The organism is Thermoanaerobacter brockii subsp. finnii Ako-1, from assembly GCF_000175295.2.
GTDB lineage: Bacteria > Bacillota > Thermoanaerobacteria > Thermoanaerobacterales > Thermoanaerobacteraceae > Thermoanaerobacter > Thermoanaerobacter pseudethanolicus.
Genome location: NC_014964.1, coordinates 1734981 through 1752665 on the forward strand (window position 1 = coordinate 1734981; position 17685 = coordinate 1752665).

Sequence of the window (17685 nt, forward strand, 5' to 3'; positions counted from 1 at the left end):
TAAAATTGAGGGGGTTAAGATTTACACATTCCTAAGGCTTCCTCTCACCTATTGGCAGAGGTGATAAACTCACATTACCTCTCTTCCGACAAATATTATGCATCATTTGATGAAAAATGTCAAGATTTGATTTAAATATTTTTTTACATGAAATTTTTCCTGCAGTTTTGTAAAATTATTAATCACTGCAAATAAATAAAACTGCAGTAAACCTTTTTCGTAAGTTTTAAAAGAATATTTATAAATAAATCCCCGCCATTTTTTCCAAATATTTTTTAATCCTTCAAAAAATTTTTTAACCATTTGAGTTTAAATATTTTAAAACTGTAGAGACGTGTACAGCAAGGCCAATTTTAATACAGTCCTCATCGATATTAAATTGGTTGTTATGTATAGGTTTATTTATTCCTTTTTCTTTATTGCCACATCCTAATTTATAAAAGCTACCAGGGACTTTTTGTAAAAAATAAGCAAAATCTTCTACTCCCATTGTTGGGGCAACTTCTATCACATTACTTTCCCCTAGCAAAGGAAAAGCAGTTTCTTTTATGAGGTCTGTCATACCTTTGTGATTTACAAGGCAAGGATACCCTCTTGTTCTTTTAAATTCTACTTCTCCTCCCATAGCTTTTGCTGTATTATCGCAAATCTTCTCCACCATCTCAACTATCTCGTCTCTTTTTTCTTCTTCCATCATTCTTATAATTCCAGACATCCTCACTTTGTTCGCTATTATATTTCGTGCGTATCCTCCTTCAATAATACCAATAGTTAGCACTATAGGACTTAGTGGGTTAGCTTTTCTACTAACAACTGTTTGGAGTATATTTACAATATTAGCAGCAATCACTATGGCATCCACCGATTTGTGAGGCTCAGCCCCGTGACTACTTTTGCCTTTTACAATTATGTCAAACATATCTGATGAAGCATAGGCTTTTCCATAGGTTATCCCTATTTGCCCAACTTGAAGTTCTGGGTCTACATGTAGTCCTATTATAGCATCAACTTTAGGATTTTCTAAAACCCCTTCTTCAATCAACGGAAGAGCTCCCCCCGTTGTTTCTTCCGCTGGTTGAAATATAAACTTAACATTTCCCTTTAACTTATCTCTCATATTTGCCAAAAGTTTAGCAGTACCAAGAAGTATAGCTGTATGAACATCATGCCCACAAGCATGCATTCTTCCTGGAATCTGCGATGCATATTCTACATCATTTTCTTCTTGAATTGGAAGAGCGTCCATATCTGCTCTTATAGCTATCGTCTTGCTTCCATTGCCTTTAAGGGTCCCCACAACGCCAGTTTTAGCAATTCTCTTTACTTCAATCCCTAAATTTTTTAAATAATCATAAACAATTTCAGAAGTTTTTGTTTCTTCAAAACCTAATTCAGGGTACATGTGTATTTTTCGCCTTAATTCTATTACTTCTTTTTCTACTTTTTCAGCCTCTTTGAGAATATCCATCCTAAATCCCACCTGTTTTTTTAATATTTTTCTATGTCTACATGCAAAACATTCTCAATTTTCTCGCCTAATAGCATTTCTGCCGTTTTGATAAAATTATCTTTATCTCCACTTACAAAAAATTCTGCCTTACCCCTGATTTGAGGATTTAATAAATCTTTCTTTAATAAATAATCTTTCACATCATAGGCTAATTTAATTGCAGGGTCTACTATTTTTACATTTTCTCCCATTATCTCTTCTATAACTGAAGCCATTAAAGGATAATGGGTACAACCTAAAACAAGAGTATCTATATCTTTTTCTTTCAATTCTTTTAAACACTTGCTAGCAGTTTCATAGGCTATTGGCGAATTGTATAGCCCTTTTTCAATAAGTGGGACAAACTCCGGACATGCCTTTTGGTAAACTTCAATATTTTTATCAATAATTTTTATATTCTTTTCATAGCTTTTGCTTTCAACAGTTCTTGTGGTTGCAATAACACCTATTTTTTTATTTATAGTGTATAGGGCAGCGCTCTCTGCCCCTGCTTTTAAAACATCAAAAAGAACCACATCATATTCGCTTTTATTTATAACTGCACAAGTAGTATTACAAGCTATTACTACAGCTTTTACTTTTTGCTCTCTCATAAAATTTAAAATCTGTTTTGCAAATTTTTTTATCTCTTCTTCACTTCTATCGCCATAGGGAACTCTTTTTGTATCACCAAAGTAAATATAGTCTTCTCCTGGTAAAACCTCAACAAGTCTTTTTAGTACTGTAAGTCCTCCTACTCCAGAGTCAAAAACACCTATTGGTCTTGAGTCCATTTCACCACACCCTAATAAAAATTTAAGCCAATTAATTATTCACACCATGGTATCTATTATATCATAGTTTTTATGTGGAATAATATTAAAATTTAATACATAACACAATGCACCTGTACCACATCCTACATCTAAAAATTTTATGTACTTTCCTAAATCAACATGCTCTTTCAAAATAGCTAATACTTTTCTATAATATTCCATTTGAGAATTAAAAAACCACCCGTTTTTACATGGTCTTTGGGTATAATTTCTCCCCATTTTAAAAAATTAAGGCCGATGTTAGAAGATATTATACCATAATTTATCACTAATTAAAAATGCCAGGTTTACACCTGGCTTACCAAAGCAATATCTTTTCTATAGTACATCCCTTTAAAGCTTATTTTTTTAATTTCTCTATAAACTTTTTCTCTCGCTTCTTCATATGAATCCCCTATTGAGGTAACAGCAAGCACTCTTCCTCCTGATGTGGTAATTTTACCATCTTTTAATACTGTCCCTGCATGATATACAAATGCTTCTTTTACTTTTTCTAACCCTGTTATCTCAAAACCAGTCTGATATTCCCCTGGGTAACCGTTTGATACCGCAACGGCACATACAGCCTTTTTGTCTTCCCATTCAATTTGTATTTTATCAAGTTTTCCTTCTATGGTAGCTTCTATTATATTAATAAGGTCTGTTTTTAAAAGGGGCAGTACAACTTGTGTTTCAGGGTCTCCAAATCTTGCATTAAATTCTAAAACCTTAGGCCCTTCTTTTGTAAGCATTAAACCTGCGTATAACACTCCTTTATATACAATGCCTTCTTTTTGAAGTGCCTTTACCACTGGTTTTAAAATACTTTCCATCACTTCTTTTAAAGTTTCTTTTTCAAGATAAGGATTTGGTGCAATGCTTCCCATACCTCCAGTGTTAGGACCTTTGTCTCCTTCATAGACCTTTTTGTAATCCATAGCAGAAACCATAGGTAAAATATTTTCTCCATCTGTAAATGCGAATACTGACGCTTCTTTTCCAAAAAGCATCTCTTCTATTATTACGATATCTCCTGATGCACCAAAAATCCTTTTTTTCATCATTAAATCAAGAGCTTCTTTTGCCTCTATAAAGTCTTTTACAATAAACACTCCTTTACCTTGTGCCAGTCCATCTGCTTTCATCACAACAGGATACCATGTCTCTTTTAAAAACTTCATAGCCTCCTGATACTTGTCAAAGGCTTTAAACCTTCCAGTAGGAATATTGTATTTAGAAAGAAGATGTTTAGTAAAATATTTGCTTCCCTCAATAGCCGCAGCATTTTTATTAGGCCCAAAGATTTTAAGCCCTGCTTTTTCAAATTCATCCACAATACCTTGTACCAATGGCATCTCAGGTCCTACAACTGTTAAATCAATGTTATTTTTTATGGCAAATTCTTTAAGCTTTTCAATATCTCCAATTTTTATGTCAACACATTCTGCTAAAAGCCCTATGCCAGCATTACCAGGAGCACAGTAGATTTTATCCACTTTAGGACTTTGTGAAAGTTTGTGAACAATTGCATGTTCTCTTCCCCCTCCCCCTATGACTAAAACCTTCATACAAATTCCTCCTCAATGTTTAAAATGCCTTATGCCTGTGAATATCATTGATACGCCGCCTTTATCTGCAGCTTCAATTGATAAAGCATCGTTTTGTGAGCCGCCTGGTTGGATTATGGCAGTTATACCAGCCTTTGAAGCTACCTCCACAACATCTGGAAATGGGAAAAAGGCATCTGATGCAAGGACACTTCCTTTTGCTTTGCTACCTGCTTGTTTGATTGCTTGCTCTGTTGGCCATATTCTGTTGACTTGTCCAACGCCAATACCTACTGTAGCTCCATCTTTTGCTAAAACAATCGCATTAGATTTTACGTGCTTTACTACCTTCCAGGCAAACCTTAAATCTTCCATCTCTTTTTGCGTAGGTGCTTTTTTAGTAACTACTTTCAAATTATTCTCATCTAAATCTATTTCATCTTTTTCTTGTACTAAAAGTCCGCCTTCTACTTTCTTTAAATCATATTCTTTTTCATATCCTTCTTTTAACCTCAATATCCTTAAGTTTTTCTTTTTCTTTAAAATCTCAAAGGCCTCTTCTTCAAAGTCTGGAGCAATTACTATTTCTAAGAATATTTTTATAAGTTCTTCAGCTGTTTTAACATCTACAGTTCTATTTAATGCTACAATTCCCCCAAAAATAGAAACAGGGTCACTCTCATAAGCTTTTAAGTAAGCATTGTATATATTATCTGCAATAGCTACTCCACAAGGATTTGTGTGCTTTACGGCAACTGCTGCAGGCTCTTTAAACTCTCTTAAAAGTTCTATTGCGGCATTTGCATCGTTTATATTGTTAAAAGAGAGCTCTTTACCGTGCAGCTGCTCACATTCTGCAATGCCATAGGCTTTTATGGGATTTTTGTAAAAAGCCGCCTTTTGATGAGGATTTTCACCATATCTCATGTCTTGAGCTTTTTCATAGGCAAAGGCCATAACTTCGGGAAACTCTATGTTATTTTTTTGTATCAAATAATTGTATATCAAAGAATCGTAAAGGGCTGTATGGCCAAAAGCTTTTGCTGCCAGATAAAATCTCGTCTCTTCTTTTGTATTGCCATATTGTTTTATTTCTTCAATGACTGTATCATAATCCTTTGGATCTACAAGAATAGTTACATATTTGTAGTTTTTAGCTGCAGCCCTTATCATTGAAGGACCGCCAATGTCTATATTTTCTATCGCTTCTTCTAAAGTCACATTTTCTTTGAGGATTGTTTCTTTAAAAGGATATAAATTTATGACAACTATATCTATTGGTTCAATGCCATGTTCTTTAAGAGCTTTAATGTGCTCTTCATTGTCTCTTATTGCAAGAAGCCCTCCATGAATTTTAGGGTGAAGCGTCTTTACTCTCCCGTCCATAATTTCAGGGAAACCTGTTATGTCTGATACCTTTACTACATTTACTCTATTTTCTTTAAGAAGATTATAAGTCCCACCTGTTGATATTATTTCATATCCTAATTCATTAAGCTTTTTAGCAAATTCAACTATGCCTTCTTTTTTTGAAACACTTATTAACGCTTTTTTGGCCATAGAATTGCCTCCTTTTTACAGTTTTATAATCCCTTTTAAAACTTTAATATTTTCACTTTTCTACCTTCGACTTTTAACTTCCCCTCTGTAAAAAGCTTAACTGCATAAGGTAAAACTTTGTGTTCTACTTCCAGTACTTTTTTTGCAATGGCCTCTGGCGTATCCTCTTCATCAATTTTCACAACTTCTTGAAGAATAATAGGTCCGGTATCAGCACCACTGTCCACAAAGTGAACAGTACAGCCGGTGTATTTTACTCCGTATTCATAGACCGCCTGATGTACCTTCATTCCATAAAATCCTTTGCCACAAAAGGCAGGGATAAGTGAGGGATGTATATTTATTATCTTGTTTTCAAATCTTTCTACAATTTCTCCACTGAGAATTGTCAAAAAACCTGCAAGAATTATTCCATCCGGATTCAATTTTTCAAGAAGTTTTAATAACTCTCTTTGGAAATTTTCTTTCAATTCTTTTTTGGGAAGGCAGTAAGTAGCAATTCCGTGTTTTTTTGCCCTTTCAAGAGCATAAGCTCCTTTTTTATCGCTAATGACGGCAATTATCCTGGCATTTATATATCCTTCTTCAATGGCATCAATTATTGACTGCAAATCAGTCCCGTTACCTGATGCCATCACCACAAGGTTCATAAAATTACACCGCCTTCGCTTTCTACTATCTCCCCTATTACATAAGCTTTTTCACCTATGCCATTTAATTTTTCTAAAGCCTTATCTACATCAGAAGGGTCTACTATAACTACCATGCCAATCCCCATATTAAAAGTGCGATACATTTCTCTTTCTTCAATATCTCCCAATCTTTGAATCAAGTTAAAAATGGTTGGAATTTTCCAACTTCCTTTATTTATTTTTGCAGCTATACTTTTTCTTAGTATTCTTGGAATATTGTCAATAAAACCTCCTCCGGTAATATGAGCCATTCCTTTAATTTTTAACTCTTTTAAAGCCTCTATTGACTTGACATATATTTTTGTAGGGGTAAGGAGTGCATCTCCTAAATTCATGCCAAGCTCTGGTATAAAGTCTTTTACTGAAAAATTGTTTTTCTCAAAAAAGACTTTCCTCACTAAAGAATAGCCATTGCTGTGAATTCCAGAAGAGGCAAGCCCAATTATGGCATCTCCTTCTTTTATTGATTTTGTATCAATCAGCTCTTCTTTTTCTACAATTCCTACACAAAAGCCTGCTAAATCGTACTCTCCTTCTTTATAAAAACCTGGAAGTTCTGCTGTTTCTCCTCCTATCAAAGCACAACCGGCTATTTTACAACCCTCTGCTATTCCTTTGATTACTTCTACTGCCACTTCACTTTTTAACTTTCCAGTAGCAAAATAGTCAAGAAAAAACAAAGGCTTAGCACCAGTTACAATAATGTCATTTACACACATAGCTACAAGGTCTATTCCTACAGTATCGTGTTTGTCCATCATAAAGGCTATTTTAAGTTTTGTCCCAACTCCATCAGTGCTTGACACGATTACAGGGTTTTTGTAATTTTTTATCTCAAAAAGAGCTGCAAATCCCCCAATGCCTTCCAAAACATTGTCTGTCAAAGTCTTTTTTGCAATAGGTTTTATCATTTCCACCAGTTTATTGCCTTCATCTATATTTACCCCAGCATCCTTATAATTCATAATCATACACCTACTTTTTATTTTTTCTCAAAAAGATACTTGCTTCCTTCTTTTAGAACATACATAGGATAGTTGCCATCAAAGCAACCTGTGCAAATAGATTTAAGTCCTACACTTTTTATAAGCCCTTCAATACTTAAAAACTGTAGGCTGTCAGCTCCTATTAATTTGCATATCTCTTCAACTGACATCCTCGTCGCTATCAATTCTTTTTTTGTCGGAGTATCAATTCCAAAGTAGCAGGAATATTTAACAGGAGGTGAACTTATCCTCACATGAACCTCTTTTGCTCCCCCACTTTTTAATAAACTCACCAATCTCTTCATAGTAGTACCTCTAACAATTGAATCATCTATTAAAACTATCCTCTTGCCTTGAACCAATTCTTTTAAGACATTTAGCTTTATCCTCACACCTGTCTCTCTATCCCTTTGGTCGGGAGCAATAAAAGTCCTTCCAATGTATTTATTTTTTATAAGTCCTTCACCCATTGGTATACCTGTTTTGAGAGAGTAACCTCTTGCAGCGGCAATGCCTGAATCTGGAACTGGTACTACCAAGTCTGCATCTACAGGTGCTTCTTCAGCTAATCTTTTCCCCATCTCCAATCGTGTAAAATAAACACTTTTTCCATCTATGACACTGTCAGGTCTAGCAAAATAGATGTATTCAAAAACACAAGGCTTCTTTTTTTCTTCTACTTCTAACTTAACAGAATCTATTCCTTTTCCATCAATTATAACTATTTCTCCTGCTTCTACATCTCGTATCAACTCTGCTCCTATTACGTCAAAGGCACAAGACTCAGAAGATAAGAAATAAGTGTCATCTTTTTTACCTATACAAAGAGGCCTTATACTGTTTACATCTCTTATCCCTATTAATTTATTGTCTGTTAAAATCACCAAAGCGTATGAACCTTTTATTTGTTTTATTGTTTCCAAAAGGGCTTCTATTAAGCCCTTTTGGAAATTCTTTGCAATTAAATGAAGAATTATTTCACTATCAGTTGTAGTTTGAAATATTCTGCCGTCCTCCTCCAATTGGCCTCTTAGCTCTTCTGCGTTTATCAAATTGCCATTATGGGCAAGAGCCATATATTCATTTTTAAAATTAGCAACGAGGGGTTGAGCATTTATAATGTCATTGCTGCCTGTAGTAGAATACCTTACATGGCCTATCCCCATTTTTCCCTCTAATGTCTTTAAATTTTCCTTATTAAAGACCTCGCTGACAAGTCCCAACCCCTTAATACAATTTATTTTTTCGCCATCATAAATAGCTATACCTGAACTTTCCTGCCCTCTGTGCTGCAAGGCTTGTAAGCCATAATAGATATAAGAAGTAACTGAAGTGGACAAACTAAAGGCACCAAAAACACCACATTCCTCTTTTAATTTCTCTCCATTTCCCATTTTATTCTCCCTCTCCAGCTTTCCTCTAAGACTTCTAAAGGAAGGTCTATTATTTTTTTACCATTTACCTCAATTGCAATCTTTTTGCCTTCTACAACTCCTACCTTTTGAGCTGGAACTTGGTATTCATAAGCTATTTTTAATACTTCCTCTACTTTTTCAGGACTTACAGTAATTAATGCTCTTGGTGGAGATTCAGAGAACAACTCTATATCCTCTCTAAGAGAAGTTTGTAGCGAAATTTTTGCACCTTTTTTGCCTGAAATTGCACTTTCAACCAAAGCAGCCGCAAAACCGCCCTCTGATATGTCATGAGAAGAATTAATTAAACCTTTATCAATAAGTTTTAACACCAATTCTTGCAATCTTTTTTCCTCTTCCAAGTCTATTTGAGGTGGTTGCCCTTTTACCATTCCAAAGCAAACTTTAAGATACTCACTTCCTCCAATCTCTCCTTTATTCTCACCTAAAATTATAATTACATCTCTTTCTTTTTTAAAGTCCATTGTACAAATTTTTGATACATCCTCTATAAGGCCTGCCATTCCTATTACAGGAGTAGGATAAATGGCTCCTTCCTCATTTTCATTGTAAAGACTGACATTTCCGCTTACCACAGGGATTTGAAGTGTTTCACAGGCTTTAGCTATTCCAAATATAGAATTTTTTAACTGCCAATATATTTCTTTCTTTTCCGGATTGCCAAAATTCAAACAATCCGTAACCCCTATAGGCTTAGCACCAACCATGCAAAGATTTCGAGCTGCCTCTGCTACAGCAATTTGAGAACCTATATAGGGATCTAAATAACAATATCTACCATTGCAATCCGTTGTCAATGCAATAGCTTTTTTTGTACCTTTTATCCTCACAACAGCTGCATCCATTCCTGGAGTTATTGCTGTGTCTGTCCTCACCATATAATCATATTGACTGTATATCCATTCTTTACTCGCAATATTTAAAGAAGAAATTACATCTTTTAGAGCTTTATTCATATCCTCCGGAGGTTTTACTTCATTTATATTCAACTTATTGACATCTTCTTGCCATTTAGGCACTTCTTCTTCTCTAATATATTGTGGAGCATCCTCTGCTAAAGACTTAGCTGGAACTTCCGCAACTATTTTTCCCTCTTTAATCACTCTTATCATTCCATCATCAGTGATTTTCCCTATTGTGGCGGCATTCAGTCCCCATTTTTTAAATACCTTTTGTACATCTTCTTCCTTACCTTTCTCTACAACAACCAACATCCTCTCTTGAGATTCAGAAAGCATTATTTCATAAGGTGTCATTCCCTTTTCTCTCAAAGGCACTTTATCAAGGTCAAGCTCCATCCCAACTCCACCGCGGGAAGCCATCTCGCAAGAAGAAGAGGTAAGACCTGCCGCTCCCATATCTTGTATAGCAACTACGGCATCTGTTTCAAAAAGTTCTAAACATGCTTCCAAAAGCAGTTTTTCCATAAAAGGGTCGCCAACCTGAACAGAAGGTCTTTTTTCTTCTGATTCCTCGCTTAATTCCTGAGAAGCAAAACTTGCACCTCCAATACCGTCTCTCCCCGTAGTAGCACCTACTATCATAACAGGGTTACCTATACCTTTTGCTATCCCTTTTTTTATCTTGTCTTTTTCTACTATTCCTACACACATCGCATTTACTAAAGGATTTCCTTTGTAACTTTCTTCAAAATAGGTATCCCCACCTACTGTAGGAATTCCTATGCAATTTCCATAATCCGCTATACCGGCTACTACGTTTTCGATGAGATATTTAGTCCTTTTATCATCAGGAATTCCAAATCTCAAAGAATCTAAAAGAGCAATTGGCCTTGCCCCCATTGTGAATATATCTCTTATTATTCCCCCGACACCTGTGGCTGCTCCTTGATAGGGTTCAATCGCAGAAGGGTGGTTATGGCTTTCTATCTTCATCACAACTGCCAAATTATCTCCAATATCCAATACTCCTGCATTTTCTCCCGGTCCTTGTATTACTCTTTCACCTTTTGTAGGTAGATATTTTAAAAGAGGTTTAGAATTTTTATAGGCACAATGTTCAGACCACATAACACTATACATACCTATTTCAGTTATATTAGGCTCTCTTCCTAATATCGAAATAATCTTCTCATACTCCTCATCAGTAAGTCCTAATTCTCTCCATATTTTATCCATCCTTAAACCCCGCCTTTTACAAAATTATCCATTATTGACCCTAAGATATAAAGCCCGTCAGTATTACCCAGCAAGGGGGCATAAGCTCTCTCTGGATGAGGCATCATTCCTAAAACATTTCCTTTTTTATTTATAACTCCGGCTATTCTCTCAACAGAGCCGTTGATATTTTCTTTGTACCTAAAAACAATTTGATTGTTTTCTTTTAGTTCTTTTAAAGTTTTGTCATCTACATAATAATTGCCTTCTCCATGAGCAATTGGAAGTAAAATCTCCTGCCCTTTTTTAAGCCTTGTAGTAAAAGGAGTTTTGTCATTTTCAACTATTATACTGACAGTATTGCAAATAAATTTCAGACCTTCATTTTTTCTCAAAGCACCCGGCAAAAGCCCTGCTTCTGTAAGTATCTGAAATCCGTTGCATATGCCTATAATAAATTTTCCTTTTTCTGCTTCTTCCCTGACAGCCTCCATGACAGGCGAAAACCTAGCAATAGCTCCTGCCCTCAAATAATCACCATAAGAAAATCCTCCTGGTAACATTATAACATCGTACTTACTCAAATTTTTTTCTTGATGCCATACATATTCTACTTCTTCCCCAAGCCCATCTTTAACAGCATAATAGCAGTCCACATCGCAATTGGACCCTGGAAAAACTATAACAGCAAATTTCATCTTTATCCCTCCACAATTTCAAAGGTGTAATCTTCAATAATTGGGTTTGTCAGTATCCTTTTGCACATCTCATCTACTTTGTCCTTTAGGAGGGATAAATCGCCATCCTCAAAAGTTAATTCTATATATTTCCCAACCCGTACCTCTTTTACTTCTTCGTATCCTAATGAGTACAAAGCTCCCTTTACTGCTTTTCCTTGTGGGTCAAGTATTCCTTTTTTTAAAGTTATATAGACTTTTGCAATTAGCACTTTACATACCTCCAAGTCTTTTTAAAATTTCTAAATATGCTTCTTCTACTTTGCCCAAATCTTTTCTAAATCTATCTTTATCAAGTTTTTCCATAGTGTTTTTGTCCCAAAATCTGCAAGTATCAGGAGAAATTTCATCAGCTAATAATATTCCTTCACTACTTTTCCCAAATTCTAATTTAAAATCTACCAAAATAATGTCTTTAGATAAAAAATATTCTGACAAAATTTCGTTGACTTTAAACGTCATTCCTGTCATAATTTCAATCTCTTCTTTGGTGGCTAATTCGAGAGCTTGTATGTGATATTCATTAATCATTGGGTCTTTCAATTCGTCATTTTTATAGGAGAATTCTAACACAGGCGTTTTAAACTTTAGTCCTTCTTCAAGGCCTAATCTTTTACAAATACTTCCTGCTGCGTAATTTCTCACGATAACTTCTAAAGGAAAAATCTCAACTTTTTTAACCAACATTTCTCTATCACTAAGTCTTTTCACATAATGAGTGGGTACATTATTTTTATCTAATAATGCAAATAAAATTGCAGAAACTTTGTTATTTACTATACCTTTTTCGGCAATTGTGCCTTTCTTTAAGCCATTAAAAGCAGTTGCATCATCTTTGTATTCGATGATATACAAATTCTCTTCATCTGTCTTATAAACTTTTTTGGCTTTTCCTTCATAAAGCAATTCTCTTTTTTCCATATTTATCTCCTCCAATCTCTTAATTGTTTAACACTTCTTCAGCCATTTTCTCCCTATAATCAGCTAAGGTCTTCTTTAAATAAGTATATTTCAAAGAGAGAATATGACAAGCTAAAAGTGCTGCATTTTCTGCTCCATCTATGGCTACTGTTGCAACAGGCACACCTTTGGGCATTTGAACAATTGATAAAAGGGAGTCAAGACCATCTAAAATAGAAGACTTTATTGGAAGGCCAATAACAGGCAAGAGTGTATAAGAAGCAATAACACCAGGCAGATGAGCAGCTTTTCCAGCACCTGCAATGATTATATCATAATATTTATCTGCATTCACAGCAAACTCTTGTGTCTCAAAGGGAGTTCTATGGGCAGACAGCACTTTAACATCATAGGGAATTTCAAGTTCTTCAAGAATTTTTGTACATCTTTCAACTACAGGCAAATCAGATTTACTTCCAACAACTATAGCCACCTTAGGCATTTTTATACCCCCTTTTCTTTTAAGACCCCAATTAGATAAGTACTAATTGGGGTCTTATTTTCACTCTGATAAAGTTATAAATCTCAATATGAATAAAATTGCAAGAAAATAAACCATTGGATGAATTTCTTTTGCTTTTCCTGAAGCAATTTTTACAATAGGATATGCAATAAGACCTGCAGCAATACCATTGGCAATGCTAAAAGTGAAAGGCATAGCAATTATAGTAAGAAAAGCTGGCATAGCCTCTGTAAAATCTTCAAAATTTATCTTCTTAATAGAACCCATCATCAAAACTCCAACAATAATAAGAGCAGGAGCAGTTGCCTCTGTAGGAACAAGTAAAGCTATTGGTGAGAAAAACAATGCTACCAAGAACAAAATACCTGTCACAAAAGCAGTAAGTCCCGTTCTACCACCTTCTGCAATACCTGCAGCACTCTCAACGTAAGTAGTCACAGTAGAAGTTCCTAAAAGTGACCCTATCGTGGTGGCAATAGCATCCGACATTAGTCCTTTTTTCATATTAGGCATTTTGCCATTTTCATCTAACATTCCTGCTTTTGATCCTGTTCCTATAAAGGTCCCTATGGTATCAAATAAATCTACAAAAGCAAACGACAACACTACATATAGCACACTTGTAACTAAAGAAATAAAGCCAATATTCTCACCAATTCCCAAAAGCCCTTTTATATCAAGTTTAAGAAATGTTGGTGCAAGACTTGGTGGCATTTTAATTACACTAAAATCAGAAGGTAATTTCACTATTCCAGTAAAAAGTCCCAATACTGTAGTAATTAATATTCCAAGAAGTATAGATCCTTTGATATTTCTCGACATTAATATGGCTGTTATAAAAAGACCCGCAATGGCAAGAAGTGTCCCAGGATTAGTCAAATCACCAAATCCAATGTAAGTTGCTTGATTTGCCACGATTATACCAGCATTTTTAAGTCCAATAAAAGCTATAAATAAACCTATTCCTCCACTTACTGCATATTTTAAAGACATAGGTATAGCATCAACAATCATTTCCCGTATTCCAAACAAAGTAATCAAAATAAATATAATTCCTGAAAAGAAAACTGCAGCCAAAGCCTGTTGCCAGGTATAACCCATTGTCAAAACAACAGTATAGGTAAAAAAAGCGTTAAGTCCCATACCTGGAGCCTGTGCAAATGGGTAATTAGCATAAAAAGCCATCATGAAAGTTCCAATAGCTGCTGAAAGACAAGTAGCTACAAATACCGCTCCTGCGTCCATCCCTGCTTCTTTTAGTATAATGGGATTCACAAACATAATATAAGCCATTGTTATAAATGTGGTAATCCCAGCTAATATCTCTGTTTTTACATTGGTATTATAGTTTTCTAATCTCCATATCCTATTTGCTAGATTTTCTAAAGAATTTTTGTTCCTCACTTTACTCACCTTTTCCATCATAATCCTCCTGTTCTATATTATTTTGCAACTTCTACAAGAATTTAAAACAAATAAGCCCGCAAAGAATAGATTTCACAAATTAAACACGAGTGAAACCTATCCTCCCGGGCTTTTGTCCCTAAGGTGTGGTATATAAAATATACCTGTACCGCTCGGTCCGAACACCTATAAATAGGCTGGAACCCTAGGTACACTTTCACTCATAGTCGAACAATTTACGGTTGTTCGGTAGAGACTCTCGAGCCATATTCTCGAGATTATATGAGTGCTTTTTATTCAATTGTCACACTTATATCTTATCAACTTTTTTAATATTAGTCAACCTTATTTGCGAATTTTTTTATAAAAAACTAAATTAATGTTCGGATTTTTATTCCCATTCTATGGTAGCAGGAGGTTTAGAAGTAATGTCGTAAAGCACTCGATTTACTCCTGGAACTTCATTAGTAATGCTAGTAGATATACTTTCTAAAATTTCATAAGGAAGCTTTGTCCAATCCGCCGTCATCCCGTCGTAGCTATCTACTACCCTCAAAATTATCGCATAAGCGTATGTCCTTTCATCACCCATAACACCAACGCTCTTTATTCCAGGCAATACAGCAAATGACTGCCACACTTTATTATACCATCCAAATTTTTTCATCTCTCTTAGAACTATGCTGTCAGCTTGTCTCAAAATTTCTAACTTTTCTTCTGTAACTTCTCCAAGAATTCTGACTGCAAGGCCTGGTCCAGGGAAAGGCTGCCTATACAATATTTCCTCAGGGATTCCTAATTCTTTACCTACTTGCCTTACTTCGTCTTTAAAAAGCATCCTCAAAGGTTCAATAAGTTCAAAACCTATATCTTCAGGCAAACCTCCAACATTGTGGTGACTTTTAATAGTAGAAGACACGCCATTGCCACTTTCTATTACATCAGGATACAAAGTACCCTGCACCAAAAATTTCACATCTCCTATCTTTAAAGCTTCTTCTTTAAAAACTTCTATAAAAACATTACCAATAATTTTTCTCTTTTCTTCTGGATCCGTAACTCCCTTAAGTCGTGACAAAAATCTATCCTTTGCATCTACCCGGATTATGTTCATGTCATAATTTTTTCTAAAAGTTTCAATAACCATATCTCCTTCGTTTTTCCTTAAAAGCCCTGTATCAACAAAAATGCACACCAATTGGTCGTGAATGGCTCTGTCTACTAAAACAGCAGCCACTGAAGAATCTACACCACCAGACAGAGCACATACAGCTTTGTGTTTTCCTACTTTCGCTTTTATTTCCTTTACTGTCTGCTCAATCAAAGAATCCATTGTCCAATCTGCCGCGCAATCACATACTTCAAAAAGGAAATTTCTTATAATCTCTGTTCCTCTATGAGTGTGTGAAACTTCAGGATGGAATTGAACCGCATACAATTTCTTTTCTACATTCGCAATCGCTGCGATAGGACAATTGTCAGTAGAGGCTACTACCTTAAAATCTGGAGGAGGAAGTTCTATGTGGTCAGTATGGCTCATCCAAACAACAGTGTCTCTTTCTATCCCTTTAAACAAAGGAATAGTATTATTTAAGACAATTTCTGTCTTGCCATATTCCTTCACAGGTGCTGGCGCAACTTTTCCGCCTAAAAGCTCTGTCATAAGTTGTGCACCATAACATATACCTAATACAGGATAGCCTAACTCAAAAATTTCCTTATCGCATTTAGGAGCATTTTTTGCATATACACTGGCAGGTCCTCCAGAAAGCACAATTCCCTTTGGCTCTTTTTTTCGTATCTCCTCTGGAGAAATATTGTAAGGAACAATCTCGCAAAAGACATTTGCTTCTCTTATTCTTCTCGCAATTAATTGTGTGTATTGGCCTCCAAAGTCTAAAACTAACACTACTTCCCGTTTAATCCCCATTAAAATCCTCCTCTTATCTCAAATTATAATTAGGAGCTTCCTTTGTAATAATTATATCATGAGGATGACTTTCAGTTAATCCTGCCTGCGTTATTTTTATAAATTTTGTTTTTGTCCTAAGTTCTTCAATATTGCGAACACCACAATATCCCATTCCTGCTCTTAAACCACCAACTAATTGATACACTGTCTCTTTTAAAGGTCCTTTATAAGGTACCCTTCCTTCTACCCCTTCTGGTACAAACTTTGTGACATCTTCTTGGAAATACCTATCTGAGCTTCCTTCTTTCATTGCTCCTAAAGAACCCATGCCTCTATAGACCTTATAGCTTCTTCCTTGATATATCTCTATTTCTCCGGGACTTTCTTCTGTTCCTGCAAAAAGGCTTCCCAGCATAACTACAGAAGCTCCCGCCGCAATGGCTTTTACGATGTCCCCCGAATACTTAATCCCTCCATCTGCAATTATAGGTATCCCATACTTGTCCGCTTCTTGAGCACAATCGTAAATAGCAGTAATTTGAGGAACTCCTACTCCAGCGATCACTCTCGTAGTACAGATTGACCCTGGGCCAATACCAACTTTTACACAATCTGCCCCTCTCTCTATTAAGTCTCTTGTGGCTTCAGCCGTAGCTACATTTCCTGCTATCAGCTGCAGGTCTGGATATTTTTCTTTTATCTTAGAGACAGCCTCCAAAACTCCTTTAGAATGACCGTGAGCTGTATCTATCACGATAGCGTCTACACCTGCTTCTACTAATGCTTTGACTCTATCCATCATGTCTTTCCCAACACCGACAGCAGCAGCCACTAAAAGTCTTCCCTTGCTGTCCTTTGCCGCATTAGGAAACTCAACTGCTTTTTCTATATCTTTTATGGTTATGAGCCCTTTTAAAACGTTGTTTTCATCTACTAACGGCAATTTTTCTATTTTATGTTTTTTTAGTATCTGTCTTGCTTCCTCTAAAGTGGTTCCAGGAGGAGCAGTTACCAAATTGTCTTTTGTCATAACTTCTCTTATAGGTTTATCCAAATCATCTTCAAATCTTATATCGCGATTAGTGATTATTCCTACAAGTTTCGAATCAACAGTGATAGGTACTCCAGATATTTTATACCTTGCCATAAGTTCAGCTGCATCTTTAATAGTATGGTCAGGAGTAAGAGAGAAAGGGTCCGTTATGACACCATGCTCTGACCTTTTGACTTTGTCAACTTCTAAAGCTTGTCTTTCAATAGACATGTTTTTGTGAATTACACCTATGCCGCCTTCCCTTGCTATAGCAATCGCAAGTTTGGATTCTGTAACAGTGTCCATTCCAGCACTCATTAAAGGAATGTTTAAAGTAATTTTTTTAGTAAGCTTTGTCTTTAAATCTACATCCTTAGGAAGCACATCGGATTTAGCAGGAATTAAAAGAACATCGTCAAAAGTTAAACCTTCTTTAACAAACTTTTCCTCCATACTTACATCTCCCTTTTTAGTTTTATTATAACATATTATTAGCAAAATCTTTTTGAACGTCATACAATTTACACAATTAAC

At 35.5% G+C, this 17685-nt stretch carries 16 protein-coding genes and 1 riboswitch; all 16 genes read right to left on the reverse strand.

Annotated elements, in window-relative coordinates; all coding sequences use genetic code 11:
• Positions 1-295: 295 nt before the first annotated feature.
• On the reverse strand, positions 296-1468 hold the full coding sequence (locus tag THEBR_RS08670) for a M20 metallopeptidase family protein (protein WP_012269563.1): 1173 nt from the start codon (positions 1466-1468) through the stop codon (positions 296-298).
• Between the two features lie 20 nt (positions 1469-1488).
• Complete coding sequence (gene murI, locus THEBR_RS08675) at positions 1489-2283, reverse strand: glutamate racemase (RefSeq protein ID WP_004402425.1); 795 nt, start codon at positions 2281-2283, stop codon at positions 1489-1491.
• A 39-nt stretch (positions 2284-2322) separates the two neighbouring features.
• Positions 2323-2487: a class I SAM-dependent methyltransferase gene (locus tag THEBR_RS08680; RefSeq protein WP_244261784.1), complete on the reverse strand. Its 165-nt coding sequence runs from the start codon at positions 2485-2487 to the stop codon at positions 2323-2325.
• A gap of 125 nt (positions 2488-2612) precedes the next feature.
• Positions 2613-3872, reverse strand: a complete 1260-nt coding sequence (purD, locus tag THEBR_RS08685) for a phosphoribosylamine--glycine ligase (RefSeq protein WP_012269565.1) — start codon at positions 3870-3872, stop codon at positions 2613-2615.
• A gap of 12 nt (positions 3873-3884) precedes the next feature.
• Positions 3885-5411, reverse strand: coding sequence for a bifunctional phosphoribosylaminoimidazolecarboxamide formyltransferase/IMP cyclohydrolase (purH, locus tag THEBR_RS08690; RefSeq protein WP_003866804.1), 1527 nt, complete (start codon positions 5409-5411; stop codon positions 3885-3887).
• Between the two features lie 35 nt (positions 5412-5446).
• Complete coding sequence (gene purN, locus THEBR_RS08695) at positions 5447-6061, reverse strand: phosphoribosylglycinamide formyltransferase (RefSeq protein ID WP_003866805.1); 615 nt, start codon at positions 6059-6061, stop codon at positions 5447-5449.
• Complete coding sequence (gene purM, locus THEBR_RS08700; protein WP_003866806.1) at positions 6058-7068, reverse strand: phosphoribosylformylglycinamidine cyclo-ligase; 1011 nt, start codon at positions 7066-7068, stop codon at positions 6058-6060. The genes purN and purM overlap by 4 nt, the downstream gene beginning before the upstream one ends.
• Before the next feature lie 17 nt (positions 7069-7085).
• Positions 7086-8483 (reverse strand): amidophosphoribosyltransferase, encoded by a 1398-nt coding sequence (gene purF / locus THEBR_RS08705; RefSeq protein ID WP_012269566.1) that lies wholly within the window; start codon positions 8481-8483, stop codon positions 7086-7088.
• Positions 8462-10663 carry a phosphoribosylformylglycinamidine synthase subunit PurL gene (gene purL, locus THEBR_RS08710; RefSeq protein ID WP_012269567.1) on the reverse strand — a complete coding sequence of 734 codons (2202 nt, stop codon included), beginning with the start codon at positions 10661-10663 and terminating at the stop codon, positions 8462-8464. The genes purF and purL overlap by 22 nt, the downstream gene beginning before the upstream one ends.
• Before the next feature lie 2 nt (positions 10664-10665).
• The gene (purQ, locus tag THEBR_RS08715; protein ID WP_003866809.1) at positions 10666-11340 is read right to left on the reverse strand and encodes a phosphoribosylformylglycinamidine synthase subunit PurQ; all 675 of its coding nucleotides are present in this window, start codon (positions 11338-11340) and stop codon (positions 10666-10668) included.
• A 2-nt stretch (positions 11341-11342) separates the two neighbouring features.
• The gene (purS, locus tag THEBR_RS08720) at positions 11343-11591 is read right to left on the reverse strand and encodes a phosphoribosylformylglycinamidine synthase subunit PurS (protein WP_003866810.1); all 249 of its coding nucleotides are present in this window, start codon (positions 11589-11591) and stop codon (positions 11343-11345) included.
• A 1-nt stretch (position 11592) separates the two neighbouring features.
• A complete protein-coding gene (gene purC / locus THEBR_RS08725; RefSeq protein WP_003866811.1) occupies positions 11593-12300 on the reverse strand; it encodes a phosphoribosylaminoimidazolesuccinocarboxamide synthase in 708 nt (235 codons plus the stop codon).
• Positions 12301-12319: 19 nt separating this feature from the next.
• Positions 12320-12781, reverse strand: a complete 462-nt coding sequence (purE, locus tag THEBR_RS08730; RefSeq protein WP_003866812.1) for a 5-(carboxyamino)imidazole ribonucleotide mutase — start codon at positions 12779-12781, stop codon at positions 12320-12322.
• A 60-nt stretch (positions 12782-12841) separates the two neighbouring features.
• The gene (locus THEBR_RS08735) at positions 12842-14224 is read right to left on the reverse strand and encodes an NCS2 family permease (protein WP_003866813.1); all 1383 of its coding nucleotides are present in this window, start codon (positions 14222-14224) and stop codon (positions 12842-12844) included.
• 186 nt (positions 14225-14410) lie between these two features.
• Positions 14411-14512, reverse strand: a riboswitch (purine riboswitch).
• 85 nt (positions 14513-14597) lie between these two features.
• Positions 14598-16136 (reverse strand): glutamine-hydrolyzing GMP synthase, encoded by a 1539-nt coding sequence (gene guaA / locus THEBR_RS08740; RefSeq protein WP_003866814.1) that lies wholly within the window; start codon positions 16134-16136, stop codon positions 14598-14600.
• Positions 16137-16149: 13 nt separating this feature from the next.
• The gene (guaB, locus tag THEBR_RS08745) at positions 16150-17604 is read right to left on the reverse strand and encodes an IMP dehydrogenase (RefSeq protein ID WP_003866815.1); all 1455 of its coding nucleotides are present in this window, start codon (positions 17602-17604) and stop codon (positions 16150-16152) included.
• Positions 17605-17685 lie beyond the last annotated feature (81 nt).

Coding starts and splice junctions, on each gene's coding strand:
- THEBR_RS08670 (WP_012269563.1), bottom strand. CDS start 1,468: ATGGATATTCTCAAAGAGGCTGAAAAAGTAGAAAAAGAAGTAATAGAA.
- murI (WP_004402425.1), bottom strand. CDS start 2,283: ATGGACTCAAGACCAATAGGTGTTTTTGACTCTGGAGTAGGAGGACTT.
- THEBR_RS08680 (WP_244261784.1), bottom strand. CDS start 2,487: ATGGAATATTATAGAAAAGTATTAGCTATTTTGAAAGAGCATGTTGAT.
- purD (WP_012269565.1), bottom strand. CDS start 3,872: ATGAAGGTTTTAGTCATAGGGGGAGGGGGAAGAGAACATGCAATTGTT.
- purH (WP_003866804.1), bottom strand. CDS start 5,411: ATGGCCAAAAAAGCGTTAATAAGTGTTTCAAAAAAAGAAGGCATAGTT.
- purN (WP_003866805.1), bottom strand. CDS start 6,061: ATGAACCTTGTGGTGATGGCATCAGGTAACGGGACTGATTTGCAGTCA.
- purM (WP_003866806.1), bottom strand. CDS start 7,068: ATGAATTATAAGGATGCTGGGGTAAATATAGATGAAGGCAATAAACTG.
- purF (WP_012269566.1), bottom strand. CDS start 8,483: ATGGGAAATGGAGAGAAATTAAAAGAGGAATGTGGTGTTTTTGGTGCC.
- purL (WP_012269567.1), bottom strand. CDS start 10,663: ATGGATAAAATATGGAGAGAATTAGGACTTACTGATGAGGAGTATGAG.
- purQ (WP_003866809.1), bottom strand. CDS start 11,340: ATGAAATTTGCTGTTATAGTTTTTCCAGGGTCCAATTGCGATGTGGAC.
- purC (WP_003866811.1), bottom strand. CDS start 12,300: ATGGAAAAAAGAGAATTGCTTTATGAAGGAAAAGCCAAAAAAGTTTAT.
- purE (WP_003866812.1), bottom strand. CDS start 12,781: ATGCCTAAGGTGGCTATAGTTGTTGGAAGTAAATCTGATTTGCCTGTA.
- THEBR_RS08735 (WP_003866813.1), bottom strand. CDS start 14,224: ATGGAAAAGGTGAGTAAAGTGAGGAACAAAAATTCTTTAGAAAATCTA.
- guaA (WP_003866814.1), bottom strand. CDS start 16,136: ATGGGGATTAAACGGGAAGTAGTGTTAGTTTTAGACTTTGGAGGCCAA.
- guaB (WP_003866815.1), bottom strand. CDS start 17,604: ATGGAGGAAAAGTTTGTTAAAGAAGGTTTAACTTTTGACGATGTTCTT.